Origin of the sequence: Kitasatospora sp. NPDC088783 (assembly GCF_044750705.1) — a bacterium.
GTDB lineage: Bacteria > Actinomycetota > Actinomycetes > Streptomycetales > Streptomycetaceae > Kitasatospora > Kitasatospora fiedleri.
Genome location: NZ_JBIVKJ010000002.1, coordinates 61,653 through 83,851, shown reverse-complemented (window position 1 = coordinate 83,851; position 22,199 = coordinate 61,653). Strand labels below are relative to the sequence as shown.

The following is a 22,199-nucleotide window of genomic DNA, read 5'->3' as shown; positions in this document are numbered from 1 at the left end:
CACGTCCCGCCGCCCCGGTCCCCTCCGCGGTCCCCTCCGCGCCGGGAGGCCGCGGTCGCTACCGCGGCCGATCCCGGAGTATCGCGGCGACCACCTCGGGGCCGCCGGGGCGGGCGTAGTACCAGCCCTGGGCGGTGTCGCAGCCGGTCTCGCGCAGCCGCTCGGCCTGGGCGGCGTGCTCGATGCCCTCGGCGGTGACGGTCAGGCCCAGGGCGTGCGCGAGCTGCACCATCGCGCCGACGATCTGCTCGTCGGCGGCCCGGCGGCGGCCGTCCGCGCCGGGCGCGGACTCGCGGAACGCCTCGATGAAGGTGGCGTCCAGCTTGAGGGCGTGCACCGGCAGCCGGGACAGGTAGGCGAGGTTGGAGTAGCCGGTTCCGAAGTCGTCGATGGCGATCCGCACGCCCATGTCGGCCAGCGCCTGCAACGCCTGCAACGGCCGGCCGCCCGGGCCCAGCAGCGCGCTCTCGGTGATCTCCAGCTGGAGCAGGCGGGCGGGCAGCCCGGTGCGCTCCAGCACGTCGGCGACGTCCGCGACCACGTCGGAGTCCCAGATCTGGCGGGGCGCCAGGTTGACGCTGACCAGCACCGGCTGCCCGGGGAACTCCTCCAGCCAGCGGCGGGCCTGCCGGCAGGACTCCTCCAGCACCCACTTGCCCAGCGCCACGATCGCCCCGGACTCCTCGGCGAGCGGGATGAACCGGTCCGGCGACAGCAGCCCGTACCGCGGGTGGTTCCAGCGCACCAGCGCCTCGGCGCCGTGCACCGCGCCGTCGGCCAGGCCCACCAGCGGCTGGTAGACGACGGTGAACTCGCCGCGCTCCACGGCCGGGCGCAGCTCGGTCGCCAGCAGGTGCCGGGTGAGCTGGTCGGCGCCCCGGTCGCGGTCGTACAGCGTCCAGCGGGCGCGGCCGTCGGACTTCGACCAGTACAGGGTGGAGTCGGCGTCCCGGACCAGGTCGGCGGGCGTGGAGCCGCGCACCGGGCGCTCCACCACGCCGATCGACGCGGTGACGGTCAGCCGGTGCCCGGCCACCTCGAAGGGCCGCTCCAGGGTCTCCATCAGGTCGGCGGCCAGCCGGGTCAGCTGCTGGTGGCCGGCGCTGCCGGTGACCAGCACGGCGAACTCGTCGCCGCCCAGCCGGGCCACCAACTGCCGTCCGTCCCGGGCGAAGCCGTGCTCCAGCCGGGCGGCGACGGCCACCAGCAGCTGGTCGCCGACGTGGTGGCCGAGCGTCTCGTTGATCGTCGCGAAGCCGTCCAGGTCGACGTAGCAGAGCCCGATCCGGGCCTCGCCGGTGCCCGGACCGTCCCGGCCGTCCGGCTTGAACGCGCTCTCCAGCCGCTCGTAGAACAGCGTCCGGTTGGGCAGCCTGGTCAGCGGGTCGTGCAGCGCCTGGTAGGCGAGCCGGTCGCCGAGCTGGCGGCGCTCGGTGACGTCCTCGACCATCACCATCGTGTAGTACGGCTCGCCCGCGCCGTCCCGGATCAGCGAGACGGTGACCCGGCCCCAGACCTCCCGCCCGCCGCGGTGCTTGAGCCGCTTCTCGGCGCGCATCCGGTCGCGCTCGCCGCGCACCAGCTCGCGGTAGCGGCTGCGGGACGGCTCCTCCGGCTCGATGATCTGGTGGATGTGCATGCCGGGCAGCTCGGCCACCTCGCGGCCCAGCATCGCCGCGAACACCGGGTTGCCCTCGATCACCAGGTCCTCGGAGTCGATCAGCGCCATGCCGATCCCGGCGTCGGCGAACGCGGCCCGGAACCGCGACTCGCTGGCCCGCAGGGCGGCCGCCAGCCGCTCGGCCTCGGTGTCCGGCGGGGTGCCGCAGGCGGCGCAGGGCCCGGTTCCCGGGCGCGGCGTCTCGGGCCGCCCACCCCGATGGTGTGCGTCGGTCCCGACGTTCCGGCCCGGCACGGCACGCTCCCGTCCGCTGCTGCCACTGGTCGCGCCGGCTGCTCCTCGCGGACGGCCACCGGCCGGGCGGCCCGTGCCCGCTCGCGGACCCCGGCCGGTGACCGGGGAGCAGTCGGCGGCCTCGGGCCACGTCCGCCGATCATAGGCCGCAGGGGTAACTGTCCGCGACCGCCGCCAGGGTGATTGGTGACGGTTGTCCGCACATGCCCGTTACATTCTGTACGAGCCACCCGGGCTCCCGCCGGAGCGCGCCGGGCCCGGCACCGCTGCGGCGAGGACGGACTCCGGGGAGTGCGCCCGCGCTCACGCGCCGTGTGCGGGGCGCGAGCACGGGCGGGGGCGGGCCGGCGGGCCCGCCCCGGGGTCAGCCCAGGCTCGCGGAGAGCGTGATGGTGGTGCCGGACAGGGCCTGGCTCACCGGGCAGTTGGCCTTCGCGTCCTCGGCGGCCTTCACGAAGCCCGCCTCGTCCAGACCCGGGACGAGGCCCACCACGGTCAGGTGGATGCCGGTGATGCCGGTGCCCGGCTGGAAGGTCACCTCCGCCTTGGTCTCCAGCTTGGTGGGCGGGGTGCCGGCGCCGGTCAGGCCGTGCGAGAGCGCCATCGAGAAGCACGCCGAGTGCGCGGCCGCGATCAGCTCCTCCGGGCTGGTCTTGCCGTTCGGGGTCTCGGCCCGGGCCGGCCAGGACACCGGGAACTCGCCGACGCCGGAGGAGTCGAAGGTCACCAGGCCCTTGCCGTCGAGCAGGTTGCCCTCCCACTCGGTGTGCGCGGTGCGGGTCGTCGCCACGATCAGGTACCTCCCATGAGATCAGGACAGCGGTCGAACTGCTGTGCCCGCGACCGGACTTCCGGCCGGGGCCCGCCCAGCCTACGGCCCGCACCGCCCCTCGGCGGGCGAACGCCGCGCGGAGCCGGCCACCCGGTCCGGCACCGCCCCGCCGGGCGTCCCGCACGCCGTCCCACATGCCGTCCCACATGCCGGAACGCGCGGGACATCCGGGCGGACCGGCCCGGTCCGCCCTGTTAGATTGGCCGTTCGCCGCGCCCGAGCGCCCACCCGTAATCCCGCATCGGAGCCACCCCACATGACGGACCAGCCCACCCCCTCCCCGGCGGGGATCGACGACGCCGTGCGGGCCGAGCTGACCCGCCTGCGCGAGTCCATCGACAACATCGACGCCGCCGTCGTCCACATGCTGGCCGAGCGCTTCAAGGCCACCCAGCAGGTCGGCCGCCTCAAGGCCGAGCACCAGCTGCCGCCCGCCGACCCGGCCCGCGAGCGCCGCCAGATCAAGCGGCTGCGCGAACTCGCCCTCAGCGCCAACCTCGACCCGGTGTTCGCCGAGAAGTTCCTCAACTTCATCATCGCCGAGGTGATCCGCCACCACGAGGCCATCGCCAACGAGTCCTGAGCGGCCGCTCCGCCGGGGCGGGGTGTCGGCGCGGGGTAAGGGCCGGATTTCGCCCTGCCCCCGGCTCGGGTTAGCGTGCTGTCCTTGCCAAGGAGGCGGTGTCGGTGTCGGTGGCGGTGACCGAGGGGCCCACCCAGGAGCGGAGTCCGCGCAGGCGGCGTCCCTGGTACGTGGAACTGCCCGTGATGATCGTGATCGGCCTGGTCGTCGCCGTGCTGATCAAGACCTGCCTGTTCCAGATGTTCTCCATCCCGTCCGGCTCGATGGAGAACACCCTCCAGGTCGGCGACCGGGTCGCCGTCAACAAGTTCGCCACCCTGACCGGGTGGAAGCCCGAGCCCGGCGAGCCCGTGGTGTTCAAGGACCCGGGCGGCTGGCTGCCGCCCGCCCCCGCGAGCGGCAACGCCTTCACCCGCGCCGTGCACTCCGGCCTCAGCACCGTCGGCCTGCTCCCGCCCGGCGACGACTACCTGGTCAAGCGGGTCATCGCCACCGGCGGCCAGACCGTCTCCTGTCAGGGCAGCACCCTCACCGTCGACGGGAGGACCGTCACCGAGCCCTACCTGCACCCCGGCGACGACTCCTGCTCCGGCCTCGACTTCGGCCCGGTGACCGTCCCCGCCGACCACGTCTGGGTCGAGGGCGACCACCGCAGCGACTCCGCCGACTCCCGCTACCACCGCGACGGACCGGACGGCGGCGCCGTCCCCGTCGCGGACCTGGTCGGCCCCACCAGCGCGGTGGTCTGGCCGCTCGGCCACTTCACCTGGTTCGGCTGGACCGGCCGCTGAGCCCGGCCGCCGAGTCCGGGCCCGAGGCCGAGGGCCGCCGGGCCCGACTGCGCGCCGACGCCCGCGCATCCGGCCCGGCCCGCCCGGGCCCGGCGTACGATGATCACGTGTTCATCCTCGAACTGACCTACACCGCCCCGCTGGAGCGCGTCGACGCCCTGCTGCCCGCCCACGTCGCCTGGCTGGAGCGGCACTACGCGGACGGCGCCTTCCTCGCCTCCGGCCGCAAGGTCCCGCGCGACGGCGGCGTCATCCTGGCCGTCGCCCCCGACCGCGCCGCCGTCGAGGCGATCGCCGCCACCGACCCGTTCGTCCCCGCGGGGGTCGCCGAGTACCGGATCACCGAGTTCCTCGCCACCACCACCGCCCCCGCCCTGGCCGCCCACCGCCAGACCCTGCCGGCCTGACGCCTTCCGGCCCCCGGCCCGACGCGTGACGCCCGACGCCTGACGCCGCCTCAGCCCCGGCTCGCCGACTGCGCGGCGAACGCGCCCGCCAGGACGAGCGCGCCGCCCGCGAGCTGCGGGGCGCCGAGGTGCTCGCCGAGCAGCACCCAGGCCAGCACGGTGGCCACCACCGCCTCCAGGTTGGCCACCACGCCCGCGACCGGCGGGGAGAGGTGCTGCACGGAGACCACCCCGGTCAGGTACGCCAGGACGGTGGCCACCAGCACCATCCACAGGGCCGGGACGAGCGCGGGCAGCCGGTGCCCGTTCATGGCCACCGAGTGGCCCAGCAGCGACCAGTCCGCCTCCCAGGGCCGGGTGAGGGCGGTCAGCAGCACGGCGCCGATCAGCAGCCCGTGCGCCGAGACCGCCAGCGGGTCGATCGGGCGCTCCCCGCGCCGTCCGGCGTCGGCGAGCACGAAGTAGCCGACCTGGCAGCAGGCCGCGCCGAGCGCGAACAGCACGCCCAGCGGGTCGAAGGACAGGCCGTTCCACACCTCCACCACGCAGGCCAGCCCCGCCACCGCGACGCCCGCCCCGGCCGTCGCCCGCCGCGAGACCGGCCGCCGCTGCACCAGCCGGACGTAGGCGATCAGCAGCGGCGGCCCCAGGTACTCGATCAGCAGCGCCACGCCCACCGGGATCCGCGAGATCGCCGCGAAGTAGCACGCCTGCACCCCCGCGACGGCCAGCAGCCCGAACCCGAGCAGCACCCCGGGCCGCCGCAGCACCGCCTCCCGGTGCCGCCAGGCCACCGGCAGCAGCACCAGCGCCGCCCCGGCCACCCGCAGCCAGACGGTGTGCGCGGGGGAGAGCCCGGCCTCGATCAGCGGCTTGGCCGCCGTCCCCGACCCGCCGAACGCGAACGCCGACACCAGTGCGAGCCCCAGCCCCAGCGAAGCCGCCCGCCGCGCCGACACCGGGGCCGGCGCCGGGGCCGCCGGGGTCGGGGCGGGGGCCGCCGGGGTGTCGACGGGAACGGCGGAGGGGTCCGAGCTGCTGCGCATCGCCGCATTCTGCCAGCCCGGACCCCTCCGCCGTAAGGCGTTACTCCGCCGGTTGGTCCTGATCGCCGAGCAGGCCCCCGGCCCCGCCGAGCCCCGGCGCGGTGCTCGCGGACGGGCTCCGGTCGGCCCCGCCGCTGGGCCGGGCGGACGGGGAGCGGGTCGGCCGCCCGCCCTCCCCGCCGGTGCCCGCGCCGGTGCTGGCGCTGCCGCTGGGGCGGGCGGACGGGGAGCGGGTCGGCTGGTCGTCCCCGGCGGACGGCGAGGGCGTGCCGCCGGCGCCCTCCTCCGGCGCGGCCGGGCTCTGGCTGGGGGAGGCCGAGCCGGTCGGGCCGGCGGTGGGGGCGCTCGCGGCCGGGGAGCGGGTCGGCCCGGCGAAGTCGCCGACCGGCTGGCCGGCCAGCGCCGCCTTCATGTACGCCGTCCAGACCTGCGCCGGGTACTTGCCGCCCGCCGCGCTGCCGGTGCCGCCGACGCCGTCCAGGCTGACCTGCTTGCCGGTGCCCGGCTCCTGCCCGAACAGGCCGACCACGGTGACCAGCTCCGGGGTGTACCCGGCGAACCAGACCGACTTCGAGTCGTCGGTGGTGCCGGTCTTGCCGGCCGCCGGGCGGTTCAGCGCGGCGGCCCGGTAGCCGGTGCCGCCCTGGTCCTCGATGACGCCCCGGAGGATCGCGGTGGTGGCCCGGGCGGCGTCCTTGGAGATCGCCCGGGTGGCGTCGTGCGCGGGCAGCGCGACCTGCCCGCCGCCCAGCTCCAGGCCCTTCACCAGCCACGGGGTGATCTGCTGCCCGTCGTTGTCCAGGGCGGCGTACACCCCGGCCAGCTCCAGCACGCTCGGGGTGGCCGCGCCCAGCGGGATCGACGGGACGGCCTTGAGGCCCGGCGTGTCGGCGGGCAGGCCGAGCGCCACCGCGGTGGCGCGGACCTTCTCCAGCCCGGTGTCCTGCGCGAGCTGCGCGAACACCGAGTTCACCGACCAGTCGGTGGCCTGCTGGAGCGAGATCTGCCCGTACGAGTGCTCGCCCTCGTTCGGCGGCGCGTACGGGGTGCCCTTGGCGCCGCGCACCGCCCGCCGGTTGGTGCCGTCGTACACGGTGTCGGCGGTGATCCGCTCGCCGGACTGGGTGCGCGCCCCGGAGTCCAGGGCGGCGGCCAGCGCGATCGCCTTGAAGGTCGAGCCCGCCTGGTAGTCGGTGCGGGTGGCGTTGTCGATCCAGTGCTTGGTGGCGTCCGCGCCGCCGTACAGCGCCAGCACCTGGCCGGTCGCCGGGTCGACCGAGACCGCGCCCGCCTGGGCCGCCGCGTCCACCTTGCGGCTGTCCGGCTTGAGGTTGTCGGTCAGCTGGCTCTGCACCGAGTCCTGCAGCTGCTGCTGCTTCTTCGGGTCGACGGTCAGCGTGATGGTGTACCCGCCCTGGGCGAGCTGCGCGTCCGAGACGATGCCGCGGTCGGTGAGGTACGAGGTGGCGGCGGCCACCAGGTAGCCCGCCTGCCCGGACAGGCCCGGCGCCGACTTGGGGGCCAGCACCTCCGGGAACGCGGTGTGCTGCCGCTCCTCGGCGCCCAGCCACTTCTTCGCCACCATGCCGTCCAGCACGTAGTTCCAGCGCGCCATGGCCTTCTCCTTGCCGGCCTCGCTGGCCGAGGAGACGTCGAAGGCGCTCGGAGCGTTCAGCAGCGTCGCCAGGTAGGCGCCCTGCGCGGCGGTCAGCCGGCTCGCGTCCACTCCGAAGTACGCCTGCGCGGCGGCCTGGACGCCGTACGCGCCGCGCCCGTAGTACGAGGTGTTCAGGTAGGAGGAGAGGATCTCGTCCTTGCTCTGGGTGGCGTCCACCTTGATCGCGATGAACACCTCCTTCACCTTGCGGCTGACGGTCTGCTTCTGGTTCAGGTAGGCGTTCTTCACGTACTGCTGGGTGATCGTCGAGCCGCCCTGGGTGGCGCCGCCGGAGGCGGTGTTGAACGCGGCCCGGGCCATGCCCTTGAAGTTGACCGCGCCCTCCGAGTAGAAGTTGCGGTCCTCGGCGGCCAGCGCGGCGTGCTGCGCCTCGGGGGAGACCTTGTCCAGCGAGACGTTCTGCCGGTTGGTCTGGCCGGTGCGGGTCAGCACCGAGCCGTCCGCGTACAGCCAGGTGTTGGACTGGGCGGTGGCGGCCGCGTGCGCGTCCGGCACCTTCACCAGGGCGATGCCCAGGGCGAACAGCCCGACCCCCAGCAGCACGGACGCGGCCAGACCGAGCAGGGTGATCCGCCAGGTGGGTATCAGGCGGCGCCAGCCGGTGCGCTTCTTCCGCTCATTGCGCTCACGGGGCTTTCGAGGCAACGGAGACCTTCCCGCAGGCCCCGGACGGGCTGCTCGCTCGGGCGACGGCGTGAACCTCGCCAGCCTGACTGATCGACTTGTCAGATGTTAGGGACCTATGTCCCATTTCTCCTAAGACGATCTTTAAATACCCCTTAGCTTCCTCTTCTCCCCCTTCTCAACGAGCGCACCGGGCCGGGGACATGGGACGCGGCGGGGGCGGCCGGAAAAACGCCGAAGGCCCCTCGCTCTCGCGAGGGGCCTTCGGACCGTCTGTGCGCCGCCAGGGACTCGAACCCCGGACCCGCTGATTAAGAGTCAGCTGCTCTAACCAACTGAGCTAGCGGCGCGTGCTGACGTGGAGAACACTACACGCTCCCCGACCTGCGGCGAAAACCGGCTTCCCGGGCCGGGCCGGCAAGGCCGGTCGGACCGGCCGGACCCCGGAAGCGGGCCCCGGAACGCCGAGAGCCTCCCCGGAGGGAGGCTCTCGACCGTCTGTGCGCCGCCAGGGACTCGAACCCCGGACCCGCTGATTAAGAGTCAGCTGCTCTAACCAACTGAGCTAGCGGCGCCTGCTGACCCCGAGAACATTACACGCCCCGGGCCGCCCGCCGAAATCGTGACGGCGCGGTCACCCGGCGTGGCTCAGCGCGGCGGTGGCAGCCGGTTCAGGAACACCTGGAAGGCGGTCGGCTTCACCGCGTTCGCCCCGTCGAACGGGTAGTTCATCTCCTTGATCGCCACCAGCGACAGCGCGATCAGCCCGGCCAGGCTGAGCACCATCACCAGGTGCGCCCAGGTGTTGGAGAGGCCGAACAGGAAGGTGAAGGCGATGGTGACCACCGCGCCCGCGATCAGCGCCGCCCACAGCAGCGGCGGCACGCAGTCCGCGATCAGGTTCAGCCGGGCCCGGCGCTTGCTGGCCAGGCCGTCCACGTGCTGCACCAGGTTCTCGTAGATCACCGTCTGCTGGTCGCCGTTCGGCTCGAAGGACAGCGCGGTGTCGCGGATCCGGTACATCAGCGCGGTCGCCGCCGGGTCGCTGTGGTGCTCGTTCATCTCGCGCCACTCGGTGTCCACCACCGCGTGCGCGTAGCTGAGCGTCAGGCCCTCCAGCACCGCGCCCTCGGGCAGCGGCATCTGCCGGGACATCCAGTACACCCCGGCCAGCTCGTCCGCCTCGTCGAAGGTGGTCGCCTTCGCGGTCGAGGCGTTCTCCCACACCACGATCACCACGAACGCCACCAGCACCGCGTAGAACGCCCCGACCGCGGCGAAGATGAACCCCGCCACGTCGTTGCAGCTCTCCCGCGCCGGAACGGGCGCGTACCTCTGCACCAGCAGCATCCCCGCCGCCGTCCCCACCAGCGTGCCGACCATGATCACCACATCGACCCAGTTCACGACGCCCCCCGCTGCCCTCGGTGCCCGACTGTGCGCATGCGGTCATCACACCGCGCCCACCCGCCCCCGGGCCAGCGGAGCTAGTCCCAATGCCGCGCGACCGTTACCCCCTCCCGGACCGCCGGGGCGCCGGGTCCGGTCGGGTGGTCAGGTGGTCGGGCGGAGGCGGGCCGGCCAGACGGGGAGGGCGTGGGAGGGGTCGTCCAGGCAGATGCCGGTGCGCAGGTCGAACAGGCGTTGGTGGAGGGGGGCGGAGACGGTGGGGGTGCCGTCGACGCTGCCGGTGATGCCGTCGGCGATGGACCAGGAGTCGGCGAACGGGTCGCGGTTGCCGACCGCCAGCAGTTCGCCGGCCGGGGTGCGGAAGACGGTGGCCTGGTCGCCGCCGGGCAGCAGGACGGCGGTGCCGGAGTCGGGCTCCAGTTCGCGGGCGTCGCAGACGGCGATCCAGTCGCCGTCCGGCGTGGCCAGTTCGACGGCGCGGGGCGGGTCGGTGCGGTGCATGGCGGCGCTCCCCTCGGCGCGGGCGGGTGGGGTCTCCTCCTCGAACGCTACGTCGGGGGCGGGCCGGGGGCAGGAGGGGAAGGGCCCGGTCCGGCGGGACGTTGGTCCCGCGGTCCAGTGCGGGGCGGTGCGGCGCGGCGGGCGGCGCTGTCGGGCAGCGCGGTGATCACGAGGAGTTCGGGTCCTGCGGAGCGCGGGAGCCGGTCCCGCGTTCCACCCTCGTCCTTGACCTTCCGCGTTGCCCGCGAAGCGCCCTCGTCGTCCGTCCATCCGCAGGGGAATCTATCGGTCCAATTCGGACAGAAGGGGCAATCGACGCAACACGCGCCGAAATGGGCCAAGCTGTCACTCGGATCGCGCACTGCGGCGTCAACTCCGCGTGACGACTCGTCGGATCGGATGGAATCCCGACAATCCGCGTGCCGCGCGCGGTGCGTGCGCCGCCCGGCCCGGGCTGCCAGGATCGCCGGTGTCCAACTCCCCTGCCGCGCCCGCCCCCTGCCGCGCGGCCCACCGCGAAGGCAGCGCCATGAGCTCCGCCCCCGACCCCTACCGCCCGGTCCGCCGGATGCTGGCCCGCGACCGGGACGAGTCCCACCGGGCCTCCACCCCGCTCGAGTTGTTCTTCGACCTGTGCTTCGTGGTCGCCATCGCCCAGGCCGGCCGCGAACTCGCCCACGCCCTGGCCGGGGGCCACCTCGGCACCGCACTCACCGGGTTCACCATGTCCTTCTTCGCGGTCTGGTGGGCCTGGATGAACTTCACCTGGTTCGCCTCCGCGTACGACGTCGACGACGTGCCCTACCGGCTCACCACCCTGGTGCAGATCACCGGCGTGCTGGTGCTCGCGGCCGGCGTCCCGCGGATCTTCGAGGACCGGGACCTGACCCTCGGCGTGGCCGGGTACGTGCTGATGCGGCTGGCCATGGTCACCCAGTGGCTGCGCGCCGCCCGCGGCGAGAGCGGACCGGCCCGCACCTGCGCACTGCGCTACGCGGCCGGGATCACCCTCGTCCAGGTGTTCTGGGTGGTGCTGCTGTTCCTGCCGCACGGCGTCCAGGGCCCGCTGTTCCCGCTCGGCGTGCTGGTCGAACTCGCCGTCCCGGTCTGGGCCGAGAAGGACCGGCAGACGCCCTGGCACCGGCACCACATCGTGGAGCGCTACGGCCTGTTCACCATCATCGTGCTCGGCGAGACGGTCGCCGCCGCCACCGTCGCCATCCAGACCGCCCTGGACGAGCACGAGGCGATCGCCGAACTGCTGCCGATCGCGGCCGGCGGCCTGCTGATCTGCTTCGGCGCCTGGTGGATCTACTTCGCCGACGACAGCCACGACCACCTGCGCGACAACCGGCAGGCGCTGCCCTGGGGCTACGGCCACTACCTGATCTTCGCCTCGGCCGCCGCGGTCGGCGCGGGCCTGGAGGTCGCGGTCGAGCACGCGGTGGGCGCCGCGCACGTCTCGGAGCGGGCCGCGACCGCCGCCGTGACCGTCCCCACCGCGCTGTTCCTGTTCACCGTCTGGGCGCTGCACGCCCGCCACCACAAGCGGGGCGCCGCCCAGGCGGTCCTGCCGGTGGCCGCGCTGTCGGTGCTGGCTGCGACGCTGGCGGGGGAGTCCGGCGTGCTGGTGGCCGGGCTCCTGGTGGCGCTCGCCGTCGCCGTCGGCCTCACCCTGTCCGCGAAACGGAGCTGACCCGTGCGCCTCGAAGACCTCCCGTACGCCCACCTGCTGCGCCGCCACACCGGCCCGCTGCGCCCCGACGCGCGGTACGACACCGCGCACTTCGACGGCCTCGCGCTGACCGGGCAGTTCGGCGGCGCGCACTTCCTGGAGTGCGCCTTCACCGGGGTGCGGATCGAGGAGTCGAGGCTGCGCCGGGCCGGGTTCAACGAGGTGTGGGTGCACGGCGGGCGGCTGGTGGGCGTCGACCTCGCGGAGAGCGAGTGGCAGGACGCCGAGGTCGAGTCCACCGTGCTGGCGGGCGTCTCCGCGTACAGCTCGGCGGTGCGGCGCACGGTGTTCCGCCAGTGCAAGCTGGAGGCGGTCAACCTGCGCGGCGCGGTGCTGCGCGACGTGGTGTTCGAGGACTGCCTGCTGCGGGACGTCGACCTCGCCGACGCCAAGCTCACCGACGTCTCCTTCCCCGGCAGCACGCTGGAGGAGGTGCGGCTGCGCGGCGCGGCGCTGAAGAACACCGACCTGCGCACCGCCGTCCGCCTCGGCCTGCCCGACGGCCACCTGGGCCTGCGCGGCGCCGTCATCTCGACCACCCAACTCCTGGACCTCGCGCCGCAGTTCGCCCAGGCCCTGGGCATCACGGTGAAGGACTGACGGCGGCCCTCCCCCGGTCGTTCACCTCCCGGCCGCTGTTGCGGCCGGTGGTGAACAATCCGTCAAACCTTCCTCCGGCCCCATGGCCCGGCGGCCCGTCCTGGACGAGGATGCTCGGCGTTCGACACGAAGGTGTCTGGACAACACCACCAGCAGCGGACGGGACGGGCGGGGCACCATGGCAGAGCTGAGCCGTAGGAAGTTCATGGCGTTGTCGGCGAGCGCGGCGGCCGGGGCGGCGGTCGCCGGCACCGCGGCCGGGGCCGGGGCGGCACCCGCCGCGGCCGCCGCGGCGGGGGCCACCGGCACCCTCGCGGACGCCAGGCACATCGTGATCCTGATGCAGGAGAACCGCAGCTTCGACCACTACTTCGGCATGCTGAAGGGCGTCCGCGGCTTCGCGGACCGGGCGACGATCCAACTGTCCGGCGGCTACGGCGTCTTCAACCAGCCGAACCTGCTGGGCCGCCAGTACCCGTGGCAGTTCTCCGCCACCAAGCCGGCCGGCGGCGCCGACCCGGAGCGCCTGGCCCAGTGCAACGGCGACCTCGCGCACGGCTGGAGCGACCAGCACAAGGCGTGGAACAGCGGCAGGATGGACGCCTGGGTGGCCGCCAAGGGCAACGTCCGGACGCTGGGCTACCTGACCCGGGCCGACATCCCGTTCCACTACGCGCTGGCCGACAACTGGACGGTCAACGACGCCTACCACTGCTCGGTGCTCTCGGCGACCGGCCCCAACCGCACCTACCACTGGTCCGGCCAGATCGACCCGGCGGGCACGGCGGGCGGCCCGGCGTACGACGGCGGCGACGAGTCCGGCCTGAAGTGGCAGACCTACGCGGAGGCGCTGGAGAACGCGGGCGTCAGCTGGAAGGTCTACCAGAACGCCGCCGACAACTACGGCGACAACGCACTCGCGTACTTCACCAAGTTCTCCGGCGCCCCGGCGGGCAGCGCGCTCGCGGTCAAGGGCATGGGCTCGGTCCCGAAGGCCACCGGGAGGACCCCGGACGACATCGTCGCCGCGATCCGGGCCGACGTGCTGGGCGGCACCCTGCCGCAGGTGTCCTGGATCGTGCCGGACCAGGCGTCCTCCGAGCACCCGTACGCGACCCCGGCCGACGGCGCGCACTTCGTGCACAACGTGCTGGACGCGCTGAACGCCGACCCGGCCGTGTTCGACTCCACGATCCTGTTCCTCAACTACGACGAGAACGACGGCTTCTTCGACCACGTCCCGCCGCCGGCCGCCCCGGCCGGCACGGCCGGCGAGTTCTACAACGGCGTCAACATCGGCCTGGGCTTCCGCGTCCCGATGATCGCGGTCTCGCCGTGGAGCCGCGGCGGCTGGGTCTCCTCGGAGACCTCCGACCACACCTCGGTGCTGCGCTTCCTGGAGAAGTGGACGGCCGCCCTCGGCAAGCCCGCGACCTGCCCGAACATCTCGGCCTGGCGGCGCAAGGTCACCGGCGACCTGACCGGCATGTTCGACTTCGCCCACCCGGTGTACGGGATGCCCGCGCTGCCCGACACCTCGCAGACCATCGGCCTGGCCGCCTGCGGCCCGCTGCCCAACCCGGCGCCGGTCGACAACCGGCTGCCGGTGCAGGAGGCGGGCACCCGCCCGGCCCGCGCGCTGCCGTACCAGCCGGTGGCCAACCTGGACCACCTGGAGTTCGGCTCCGGCGGGGTGACGAAGGTGTGGATCGCGATGGCCAACCAGGGCACCGCGAGCAGCCACTTCGCCGCGTACGCCAACGCCTACCGCTCCGGCGGCCCCTGGCAGTACACCGTCGACCCGGCCGGGTCGACCAGCGACTTCTTCAACTGCGGCACCGGCTACGGCGCGGGCAAGTACGACCTGACGGTGGTCGGCCCCAACCGCTTCCTGCGCCGCTTCACCGGCGACGCCACCGCCGCCGGCAAGAACGCGGCCGTCACCGCCACGTACGCGCCCGCGCCGGACACCGGCAAGCTCGCGCTCTGGTTCGAGCTGGCCAACACCGGCACCGCCGCGGTGACCTTCACCGTCACCTCGAACGCCTACCGCTCGGACGGCCCGTGGACGTACACCGTCGCGGCCGGGGCGCGCACCAGCGACCACTTCAACGCGGTCGCCTACACCAACGGCTGGTACGACTTCACGGTGACGGTCAGCGGCGACGCGAGCTGGTCGCAGCGGTTCACCGGCCACCTGGAGACCGGCGCGCCCTCGATCTCCGGCTGAACCGGCTGAACCGGCTGAGCGGCCCGGACGCACCGCCCGGGCGGGCGACTCAGACGGCGTGCAGGCCGTGCGCGGCGAACACCCCGCGCGCGGCCCGCACCTGCCCGGCGCTGGGCACGGGCGTGTCCGCGAGGGTGAACTCCCGGCCCAGCGCCGCCCACTTGGCCCGGCCGAGCTGGTGGAAGGGCAGCACGTCGACCCGGGAGACGTTGCCCAGCGAGGCGGCGAAGGCGGCCACCCCGGCGACGTTCTCCGCCGGGTCGGTCAGGCCGGGCACCAGCACGAAGCGCACCCACACCTCCTTGCCGAGGTCGGCCAGCCGGCGGGCGAAGTCCAGCGTCGGCTCCAGCGGCTGCCCGGTCACCCGCCGGTACAGCTCCCGGTCCCAGGACTTGACGTCCAGCAGGACCAGGTCGACGTCGGCGAGCAGGGCGTCGTCCGCCCGGGCGCCGAGGAAGCCGGAGGTGTCCAGCGCGGTGTGCAGGCCCAGTCCGTGCTTGAAGCGGTGGAACAGCTCGCCGGTGAAGCGGGGCTGGAGCAGCGGTTCGCCGCCGCTGACGGTGGCGCCGCCGCCCGCCGCCCGGATGAACGCGGTGTACTTGGCGGCCTCCGCGACCACCTCGTCCGCGCCGGTGCGCCGCCCGTCGGCCATCCGCAGGGTGTCGGGGTTGTGGCAGTACAGGCAGTTCAGCGGGCACCCGGCCAGGAAGACCGTGAACCGGGTGCCGGGGCCGTCGACGCCGGTCGACACGTCCCAGGAGTGCACCGACCCGTCGGCGGCCGGGCCCACCGGCGGGGCGGCGGGGAGCGGGACGGTCATGGCGGTGCCTCCTGGGGGCGGTCGGCGGGGCGGGCTCAGAGCGAGCCGTGGAAGGTGCGGTTCAGGACGTCGAGCTGCTGCTCCCTGGTCAGCCGGACGAAGTTGACCGCGTAGCCGCTGACCCGGATGGTCAGCTGCGGGTACTTCTCGGGGTGCTCCATCGCGTCGAGCAGGGTCTCCCGGTCCAGCACGTTGACGTTCATGTGGAACCCGCCGACGGCCGTGTACCCGTCCAGCACGCCGGCCAGGTTGCGGACCCGCTCCTCGGGGGTGCGGCCCAGCGCGTCGGGCGTGACGGTGTTGGTCAGCGAGATGCCGTCCTCGGCCGCGTCGTACGGGAGTTTCGCCACCGACAGCGAGCTGGCCACGTAGCCGTGGGTGTCGCGCCCGTTCATCGGGTTGGCGCCGGGCGAGAACGGCTCGCCGGCCCGCCGGCCGTCCGGGGTGGCGCCGGTCTTCCTGCCGTACACCACGTTGGAGGTGATGGTCAGCACCGACTGGGTGTGCTCGGCGCCCCGGTAGGTGGGGTGCTTGCGCACCTTGCGCATGAACTCCTCGACCAGCCGCACCGCGAGCTCGTCGGCCCGGTCGTCGTTGTTGCCGTACGCCGGGTAGTCGCCCTCGACCAGGTAGTCGACCGCGAGGCCGCTCCCGTCGCGCACCGGGCGCACCCGGGCGTACCGGATCGCGGAGAGCGAGTCCGCGGCCACCGACAGCCCGGCGATGCCGCAGGCCATGGTGCGGCGCACCGCCCGGTCGTGCAGGGCCATCTCCAGGCGCTCGTAGGCGTACTTGTCGTGCATGTAGTGGATGACGTTCAGCGCGTGCACGTACGTCTCGGCCAGCCACTCCAGCTGCCGGTCGAAGCGCTCCAGCACCTCGTCGTAGTCCAGCACCTCGGACTCGATCGCCCCGGTGGCCGGGCCGACCTGGGCGCCGGACTTCTCGTCCCGGCCGCCGTTGATCGCGTACAGCAGCGTCTTGGCGAGGTTGACCCGGGCGCCGAAGAACTGCATCTGCTTGCCGACCTCCATCGCGGAGACGCAGCAGGCGATCGCGGTGTCGTCGCCGGAGCGCGGGCGCATCAGCTCGTCCGACTCGTACTGCACGCTGGAGGTGTCGATCGAGACCCGGGCGCAGAACTCCTTGAAGCCCCGCGGGAGTTTCGGCGACCAGAGGACCGTCATGTTCGGCTCCGGCGCCGGGCCCAGGTTGTACAGGGTCTGCAGGTAGCGGAACGAGGTGCGGGTGACCAGCGGGCGACCGTCGGCGCCGATCCCGCCGATCGACTCGGTGACCCAGGTCGGGTCGCCGGAGAACAGCTCGTCGTACTCGGGGGTGCGCAGGAAGCGGACGATCCGCAGCTTGACGATGAAGTCGTCGACCAGCTCCTGGGCCCGCTCCTCGGTCAGCCGGCCCGCGGCGAGGTCCCGTTCGAGGTAGACGTCCAGGAAGGTGGAGGTGCGGCCGAGCGACATGGCCGCGCCGTTCTGCTCCTTCACCGCCGCCAGGTAGGCGAAGTACAGCCACTGGATCGCCTGCCGGGCGTCGGCCGCCGGGCCGGAGACGTCGTGGCCGTAGCTCGCGGCCATCGCCTTGAGCTCCGCCAGGGCGCGGATCTGCTCGGCCAGCTCCTCGCGCTCCCGGATGGTCTCCTCCAGCGCCCGCGGGTCGCGGGGCGCGGCGTCCAGCGACGCCTTCTCCTCGTGCTTGGCGGCGATCAGCCGGTCCACGCCGTACAGCGCGACCCGCCGGTAGTCGCCGATGATCCGGCCGCGCCCGTAGGCGTCCGGCAGGCCGGTGACGACGCCCGCCTTGCGGGCGGCCCGGATCTCGGGGGTGTAGGCGTCGAAGACGCCCGCGTTGTGGGTCTTGCGGTACCGGGTGAAGACCTTCTCCAGCTCCGGGTCGACCGGGTAGCCGTAGGTCTCCAGCGCCCCCGCGACCATCCGCCAGCCGCCGTTGGGCATGATCGCCCGCTTCAGCGGGGCGTCGGTCTGCAGGCCGACGATCAGCTCCTCGTCCCGGTCGACGTACCCGGGCGCGTGCGCCGTGATGGTCGAGGGCGTGTCGTACGAGACGTCCAGGACGCCCTTGGCGCGCTCCTCGGGGAACAGCGCGGTGATCCGCTCCCAGATCCGGGTGGTCCGCCCGGTCGGGCCGGCCAGGAAGGCGCCGTCGCCCTCGTAGGGGGTGTAGTTCTGCTGGATGAAGTCCCGGACGTCGACGGCGTCCCGCCACAGGCCGCCCTTGAAGCCGTCCCACGCACCGCTCAGGGTGTGTTCCGCGTGCTGAGTGCTCATTGCTCCCGCTCCCGCCGTCTTCGCCTACGAGCACCATCGTGAATGTTTTCACGAAGTCGCACGGGCTCGGAAGGTCCTCGATCCGGGGGACCTTGGTCCCCCTTCCGTCACACCGCCCGCTCGCCGTAGTACGCCTGGGTCATCAGCCGCCGCATGTCCCGCAGCATCGGCATCCGCGGGTTGGCCGGCGCGCACTGGTCCTCGTAGGCGTTCATCGCCTGCTGCGGCAGCGCCGCCAGGAAGGCCGCCTCGTCCACCCCGGCCTCCTTGAACGACCGCGGGATGCCCACCCGTTCGCGCAGCTCCTCCACCGCCGCCGCCAGCGACTTCACGCCCTGCTCCGGGGTGTCCGCCGGCAGACCCAGCGTCCGGGCGATCTGCCGGTAGCGCTCCGGCGCCGCGTAGCTGCGGTACTTCGGCCAGCCGGTCACCTTCGACGGGGCCGACCCGTTCCAGCGGATCACGTGCGGCAGCAGCAGCGCGTTGGCGCGCCCGTGCGCCACGTGGAAGGTCGCGCCCAGGGTGTGCGCCATCGCGTGCACCGCGCCCAGGAAGGACGAGCCGAACGCCATGCCCGCGATCGTCCCCGCGTTGTGCATCCGCTCCCGCGCCACCGGGTCGTTCGGGCCGTCCTCGACCGCCGCCCGCAGGTTCTCGAACACCAGCCGGACGCCCTGCAGCGCCAGCCCGTCGGTGAAGTCGTTGGCGTACACCGACACGTACGTCTCGATGCAGTGCGTCAGCGCGTCGAAGCCGGAGTCCGCGGTCACCGCCGGCGGCAGGTCCGTGGTCAGCGCCGGGTCGACGATCGCCACCGTCGGGGTCAGCGCGTAGTCCGCCAGCGGGTACTTCTGGCCGGTCTCCGGATCGGTGATCACCGCGAACGGGGTGACCTCGCTGCCGGTGCCCGAGGTGGTCGGGATACACACCAGCCTGGCCCGCTCGCCCAGGTCCGGGAAGGCGAAGGCGCGCTTGCGGATGTCGAAGAACTTCTCCTTCAGGTCCGCGAACTCGACCTCCGGGTGCTCGTACAGCAGCCACATCACCTTCGCCGCGTCCATCGGCGAACCGCCGCCCAGCGCCACGATGGTGTCCGGCCGGAAGTCCCGCATCAGCTCCGCGCCCCGCTCCACGGTCGCGATGCTCGGCTCGGGCTCCACGAAGTCCACCACCCGCACCTCCACCGGCTCGGTGCGCCGCCCCAGCACGTCCCGGACCCGGTCCAGGTGCCCGATCTCCACCATCGTCCGGTCCGTCACCACCACGACCCGGCGGGCCCCGCGCATGTCGGCCAGGTACTTGACCGAGTGGCGCTCGAAGAAGATCTTCGGCGGCACCTTGAACCACTGCATGTTGGTGTTGCGCCGCCCGATCCGCTTGACGTTGAGCAGGTTCAGCGCCGAGACGTTGCCCGCCACCGAGTTGTGGCCGTAACTGCCGCAGCCCAGGGTCAGCGAGGGCAGGAACGCGTTGTACACGTCGCCGATGCCGCCCTGCGAACTCGGCGCGTTCCAGATGATCCGGCACGCCTTCACCGCGGCGCCGAACTCCTCGACGAACGCCGCGTCCTCGGTGTGCACCGCCGCCGAGTGCCCCAGCCCGTTGAACTCCACCATCCGCGCCGCCAGCTTCAGCCCCTGCACCCGGCCCTCCGCCCGCAGCACCGCCAGCACCGGGCACAGCTTCTCCCTGGTCAGCGGCTCCGCCTCGCCGACCTCGCCGACCTCCACCAGGATCACCGAGGTCTCCTCCGGCACCTCGAAGCCCGCCGCCGCGGCGATCTCCGGCGCCGACCGCCCCACCACCGCCGCGTTCAGCCTCGCGCCCGCGCGGTCCGCGCCCGCGCCGACCCCGAACACGTACTCCTCCAGCAGCGCCTTCTGCTCCGGCGTCGCCAGGTGCGCCTTCAGCCGGCCGAACTCCGCCAGCGCCGCGTCGTACACCTCCGCGTCCAGGATCACCGCCTGCTCGGAGGCGCAGACCATCCCGTTGTCGAAGGACTTCGACAGCACGATGTCGTTCACCGCGCGCGCCAGGTCCGCGCTCCTCTCCACGTACGCCGGCACGTTGCCCGCGCCCACGCCCAGCGCCGGCTTCCCGCACGAGTACGCCGCCCGCACCATCGAGTTGCCGCCGGTGGCCAGGATCGTCGCCACGTCCTCGTGCCGCATCAGCGCGCCGGTCGCCGCCGTCGACGGCCGCTCGATCCACTGCACGCAGTGCGCCGGGGCGCCCGCCGCGACCGCCGCGTCCCGGACGATCCGGGCCGCCTCCGCCGAACAGCGCTGCGCCGCCGGGTGGAAGCCGAAGACGATCGGGTTGCGGGTCTTCAGCGCGATCAGCGCCTTGAAGATGGTGGTCGAGGTCGGGTTGGTCACCGGCGTGACGCCCGCGACCACGCCCACCGGCTCGGCGATCTCGATGATCCCGTCGATCTCGTCCCGGGAGATCACGCCGACGGTCTTCATCCCCGCCATCGAGTGCGCCACGTTCTCGCAGGCGAAGACGTTCTTCACCGCCTTGTCCTCGAACACCCCGCGCCCGGTCTCCTCGACCGCCAGCGCCGCCAGCCGGGTGTGCGCGGCCAGCGCGGCCAGCGACGCCTTCTTCACGATCCGGTCCACCTTCTCCTGGGTGAGACCGGAGTACTCCTGCAGGGCCCTGCGGCCGTTGCGCACCAGTACGTCGACGGCGGCGGCCGCCTCGGCGGCGTTCCCGGCGGTGTTCCCGTCGGTGGTCTCGGGGGCGTTCTCGGCGGTGTTCTCGTCGGTGGTCTCGGCAGCGGGGGACTGGTCGCTGGACATGGCGCGCTCACCTCTTGGGGGGTGCGGCTGCGGGATCGCCCCGGCGGCGCTGCCGGGACTCGGCCTGACGCCCCCACCCTCTGTCGGCGCGGTGTCGCACCGCTACGGCCGTTGGCCGCCGCCCACCCGGGACCAACGGCCTTCTCCGGTGCCCGGCACGGCAGTTCGCCCCGGACCCCGGGCGGGAGCGGTCCTGCGCCGGACGGGTGAGCGCGGGGTCCTCCGGGTGCGACCGCCCGGAGCCGGTGGCAGGGTGGACCCAGCCCGTTGTCCGCGACACCCCCAGGAGGAGACATGGGCCTGAGTGACCAGTTCAAGGACAAGGCCAAGGACCTCGCCGACCAGGCGAAGTCGGCGCTCGGCGACCACGGCTCCAAGGCCGAGGAGGCCGAGCAGAAGGCCCGCGAACAGGCCGAGGGCGTGATGCCGGGCGGCCAGGAGTCCGCGGACGACCAGCAGCACCAGGAGGGCGAGTCCTCCTGACCGTCCGCACGCACGAGGGACGGGCCCGCCGGGCCCGTCCCTCCGGCGTACGGTGGCAAGGGGGAGCGCCCACCCGAGGAGGAGACATGGGCATCTTCGACAGGTCCCGACCGCAGGAGGCCGACCCGCCGGCCACCGAACCGCCCGAACGCGCCGCCCTCGCCCGCGACGAGGCCGCCGACGCCTTCGCCGACCCGGTCGAACGGGCCCGCGACGACGCGGAGCGCCGGATCCGGCAGGAGCGCGAGGACCGCGCCGCCGCCGAGCGGATGATCTCCGAGGGCGACCCCTGGGGCTGATCCGCACCCACCCCGGGCCGGGGCCGGACACGGGCCCCGGCCCCGGCCCGGCACCCCGCCGGACGCTGTGACACGGCGGTGACAGTAGGTGTACGTCGCAGGGACGTCGAGCTGGAATTGTTTTCCCTGCGCGACCGAGCGGGAACCCGGCCGCCGGGACGCGCCTCCCGCATCCAGCCGCACCACCCGTATCCCTTGGGGGGAACACCATGAACACCCGCCGGACCGCGCCGCCCACCGCTTCCGTGACGAAGGCCGCCGCCGTCGCCGCGCTGATGCTCGCCGCCACCACCGCGGCCGGTGGCACCGCGTGGGCGGACGACAGGCCGGTCGTCCCGTGCGCCGACGGAGCGGTGAAGCTGCCGGGCGAGACGCCGGTCGAGAACGGCCCCGCCCACCAGGGGACGGTGGCGCTCCACCTGAGCGGCGACGCGAAGCCGACCGTCCACGGCGACCGGGCGACCTACCGGGTGCGGATCACCGAGACCAACCGGACCGGGGCCGCGTACCGGAACGTCTCGGTGGTGCCGGTGCTGTTCACCCAGCTCGGCGTCATGAACACCGGCAACACCACGGTGACCCGGGTGCACGGCGGCAGCCGGGTCGAGCTGCCCACCCGGATGGGCTGCGACCCGTCGATCTGGGTCGCCACCGACACCCTGAACCTCCCGCTGGCGGACGGCGCGACCACCACCGTGGACCTGGAGATCACCACCTCCGCCGCGGTGGCGCGGCAGATCAAGTCGCTCTCGGTGTCGGCCCTCGGCGCGGCGGACGGCGACCGCGGCCTGAGCAGCAACCTCCTCGACCTGCCCGCCGCGGCCCCGGCCGTCGAGCCCACCAAGGAGCCGACGAAGGAGCCCACCAAGGCCCCCACCACGTCGGCCACCCCGACTCCGGCCACCCCGGCCACCCCGGCCGCCGCCACCCCGACCGTCCCGGCCACGGCCGCCACCACCGCCCCGGCGCCGGTCGCCGCCGCCGCGTCCGCCCGGCTGGCCTCCACCGGCGGCGGCACCGGCACCGGCGTCCTGGCCGCCGCCGCGGCCGTCCTGCTCGCCGCGGGCGGCGCGGTCCTGTACGTCCTGCGCCGCCGCGCCCGGCACACCGGCTGACCCGCCGCCGCCGGGACCGCGCG

18 protein-coding genes and 2 tRNA genes are annotated in these 22,199 nt (G+C 73.6%); 9 read left to right on the top strand and 11 right to left on the bottom strand.

Annotated features, from left to right (window positions below):
* Positions 1-58: 58 nt before the first annotated feature.
* Both ACIP60_RS04845 and ACIP60_RS04840 read right to left on the bottom strand, forming a co-directional pair.
* Positions 59-1,915 (bottom strand): putative bifunctional diguanylate cyclase/phosphodiesterase, encoded by a 1,857-nt coding sequence (locus tag ACIP60_RS04845; RefSeq protein WP_400680096.1) that lies wholly within the window; start codon positions 1,913-1,915, stop codon positions 59-61.
* Positions 1,916-2,279: 364 nt separating this feature from the next.
* Positions 2,280-2,705, bottom strand: a complete 426-nt coding sequence (locus ACIP60_RS04840) for an OsmC family protein (RefSeq protein ID WP_400680094.1) — start codon at positions 2,703-2,705, stop codon at positions 2,280-2,282.
* Positions 2,706-3,003: 298 nt separating this feature from the next.
* Here ACIP60_RS04840 and ACIP60_RS04835 point away from each other — a divergent pair, with 298 nt between their 5' ends.
* From ACIP60_RS04835 to ACIP60_RS04825, 3 genes are all read left to right on the top strand, one after another.
* Positions 3,004-3,330 (top strand): chorismate mutase, encoded by a 327-nt coding sequence (locus tag ACIP60_RS04835; RefSeq protein ID WP_400680092.1) that lies wholly within the window; start codon positions 3,004-3,006, stop codon positions 3,328-3,330.
* A 104-nt stretch (positions 3,331-3,434) separates the two neighbouring features.
* Positions 3,435-4,121 carry a signal peptidase I gene (gene lepB / locus ACIP60_RS04830; RefSeq protein WP_400680089.1) on the top strand — a complete coding sequence of 229 codons (687 nt, stop codon included), beginning with the start codon at positions 3,435-3,437 and terminating at the stop codon, positions 4,119-4,121.
* Positions 4,122-4,228: 107 nt separating this feature from the next.
* On the top strand, positions 4,229-4,528 hold the full coding sequence (locus ACIP60_RS04825; protein ID WP_100838147.1) for a YciI family protein: 300 nt from the start codon (positions 4,229-4,231) through the stop codon (positions 4,526-4,528).
* Between the two features lie 50 nt (positions 4,529-4,578).
* On the opposite strand, the gene ACIP60_RS04820 is transcribed toward ACIP60_RS04825, so the two are convergent.
* From ACIP60_RS04820 to ACIP60_RS04795, 6 genes are all read right to left on the bottom strand, one after another.
* Positions 4,579-5,487: an EamA family transporter gene (locus tag ACIP60_RS04820; protein ID WP_400681513.1), complete on the bottom strand. Its 909-nt coding sequence runs from the start codon at positions 5,485-5,487 to the stop codon at positions 4,579-4,581.
* Between the two features lie 127 nt (positions 5,488-5,614).
* Positions 5,615-7,897 (bottom strand): transglycosylase domain-containing protein, encoded by a 2,283-nt coding sequence (locus tag ACIP60_RS04815; protein ID WP_400680085.1) that lies wholly within the window; start codon positions 7,895-7,897, stop codon positions 5,615-5,617.
* A gap of 255 nt (positions 7,898-8,152) precedes the next feature.
* A tRNA-Lys gene (locus ACIP60_RS04810) sits at positions 8,153-8,226 on the bottom strand.
* A 151-nt stretch (positions 8,227-8,377) separates the two neighbouring features.
* Positions 8,378-8,451: transfer RNA gene (locus tag ACIP60_RS04805), tRNA-Lys, on the bottom strand.
* 73 nt (positions 8,452-8,524) lie between these two features.
* Positions 8,525-9,283 (bottom strand): hypothetical protein, encoded by a 759-nt coding sequence (locus ACIP60_RS04800; RefSeq protein WP_400680082.1) that lies wholly within the window; start codon positions 9,281-9,283, stop codon positions 8,525-8,527.
* 147 nt (positions 9,284-9,430) lie between these two features.
* Entirely contained in the window at positions 9,431-9,787 is a 357-nt protein-coding gene (locus tag ACIP60_RS04795; protein WP_400680079.1) for a nitrite reductase (NAD(P)H) small subunit, read from the bottom strand.
* A gap of 529 nt (positions 9,788-10,316) precedes the next feature.
* On the opposite strand from ACIP60_RS04795, the gene ACIP60_RS04790 reads away from it, so the two are divergent.
* The 3 genes from ACIP60_RS04790 (at position 10,317) to ACIP60_RS04780 (ending at position 14,352) form a co-directional block, all read left to right on the top strand.
* On the top strand, positions 10,317-11,483 hold the full coding sequence (locus ACIP60_RS04790) for a low temperature requirement protein A (protein WP_400681510.1): 1,167 nt from the start codon (positions 10,317-10,319) through the stop codon (positions 11,481-11,483).
* A gap of 3 nt (positions 11,484-11,486) precedes the next feature.
* Positions 11,487-12,122, top strand: coding sequence for a pentapeptide repeat-containing protein (locus ACIP60_RS04785; RefSeq protein ID WP_400680077.1), 636 nt, complete (start codon positions 11,487-11,489; stop codon positions 12,120-12,122).
* Between the two features lie 178 nt (positions 12,123-12,300).
* A complete protein-coding gene (locus ACIP60_RS04780; protein WP_400680075.1) occupies positions 12,301-14,352 on the top strand; it encodes a phosphocholine-specific phospholipase C in 2,052 nt (683 codons plus the stop codon).
* A gap of 49 nt (positions 14,353-14,401) precedes the next feature.
* On the opposite strand, the gene pflA is transcribed toward ACIP60_RS04780, so the two are convergent.
* The 3 genes from pflA to adhE form a co-directional block, all read right to left on the bottom strand.
* Entirely contained in the window at positions 14,402-15,172 is a 771-nt protein-coding gene (gene pflA, locus ACIP60_RS04775; protein ID WP_400680073.1) for a pyruvate formate-lyase-activating protein, read from the bottom strand.
* Positions 15,173-15,207: 35 nt separating this feature from the next.
* Positions 15,208-17,475 (bottom strand): formate C-acetyltransferase, encoded by a 2,268-nt coding sequence (pflB, locus tag ACIP60_RS04770; protein WP_400680070.1) that lies wholly within the window; start codon positions 17,473-17,475, stop codon positions 15,208-15,210.
* Between the two features lie 107 nt (positions 17,476-17,582).
* Positions 17,583-20,279: a bifunctional acetaldehyde-CoA/alcohol dehydrogenase gene (gene adhE, locus ACIP60_RS04765; RefSeq protein ID WP_400680069.1), complete on the bottom strand. Its 2,697-nt coding sequence runs from the start codon at positions 20,277-20,279 to the stop codon at positions 17,583-17,585.
* 294 nt (positions 20,280-20,573) lie between these two features.
* Between adhE and ACIP60_RS04760 the strand changes: the two genes are divergently transcribed.
* The 3 genes from ACIP60_RS04760 (at position 20,574) to ACIP60_RS04750 (ending at position 22,176) form a co-directional block, all read left to right on the top strand.
* Positions 20,574-20,762, top strand: coding sequence for a hypothetical protein (locus tag ACIP60_RS04760; RefSeq protein ID WP_111553407.1), 189 nt, complete (start codon positions 20,574-20,576; stop codon positions 20,760-20,762).
* A gap of 86 nt (positions 20,763-20,848) precedes the next feature.
* Positions 20,849-21,061, top strand: coding sequence for a hypothetical protein (locus tag ACIP60_RS04755; RefSeq protein WP_100838156.1), 213 nt, complete (start codon positions 20,849-20,851; stop codon positions 21,059-21,061).
* Between the two features lie 209 nt (positions 21,062-21,270).
* Complete coding sequence (locus ACIP60_RS04750; RefSeq protein ID WP_400680066.1) at positions 21,271-22,176, top strand: LPXTG cell wall anchor domain-containing protein; 906 nt, start codon at positions 21,271-21,273, stop codon at positions 22,174-22,176.
* The last annotated feature ends 23 nt before the right edge of the window (positions 22,177-22,199 follow it).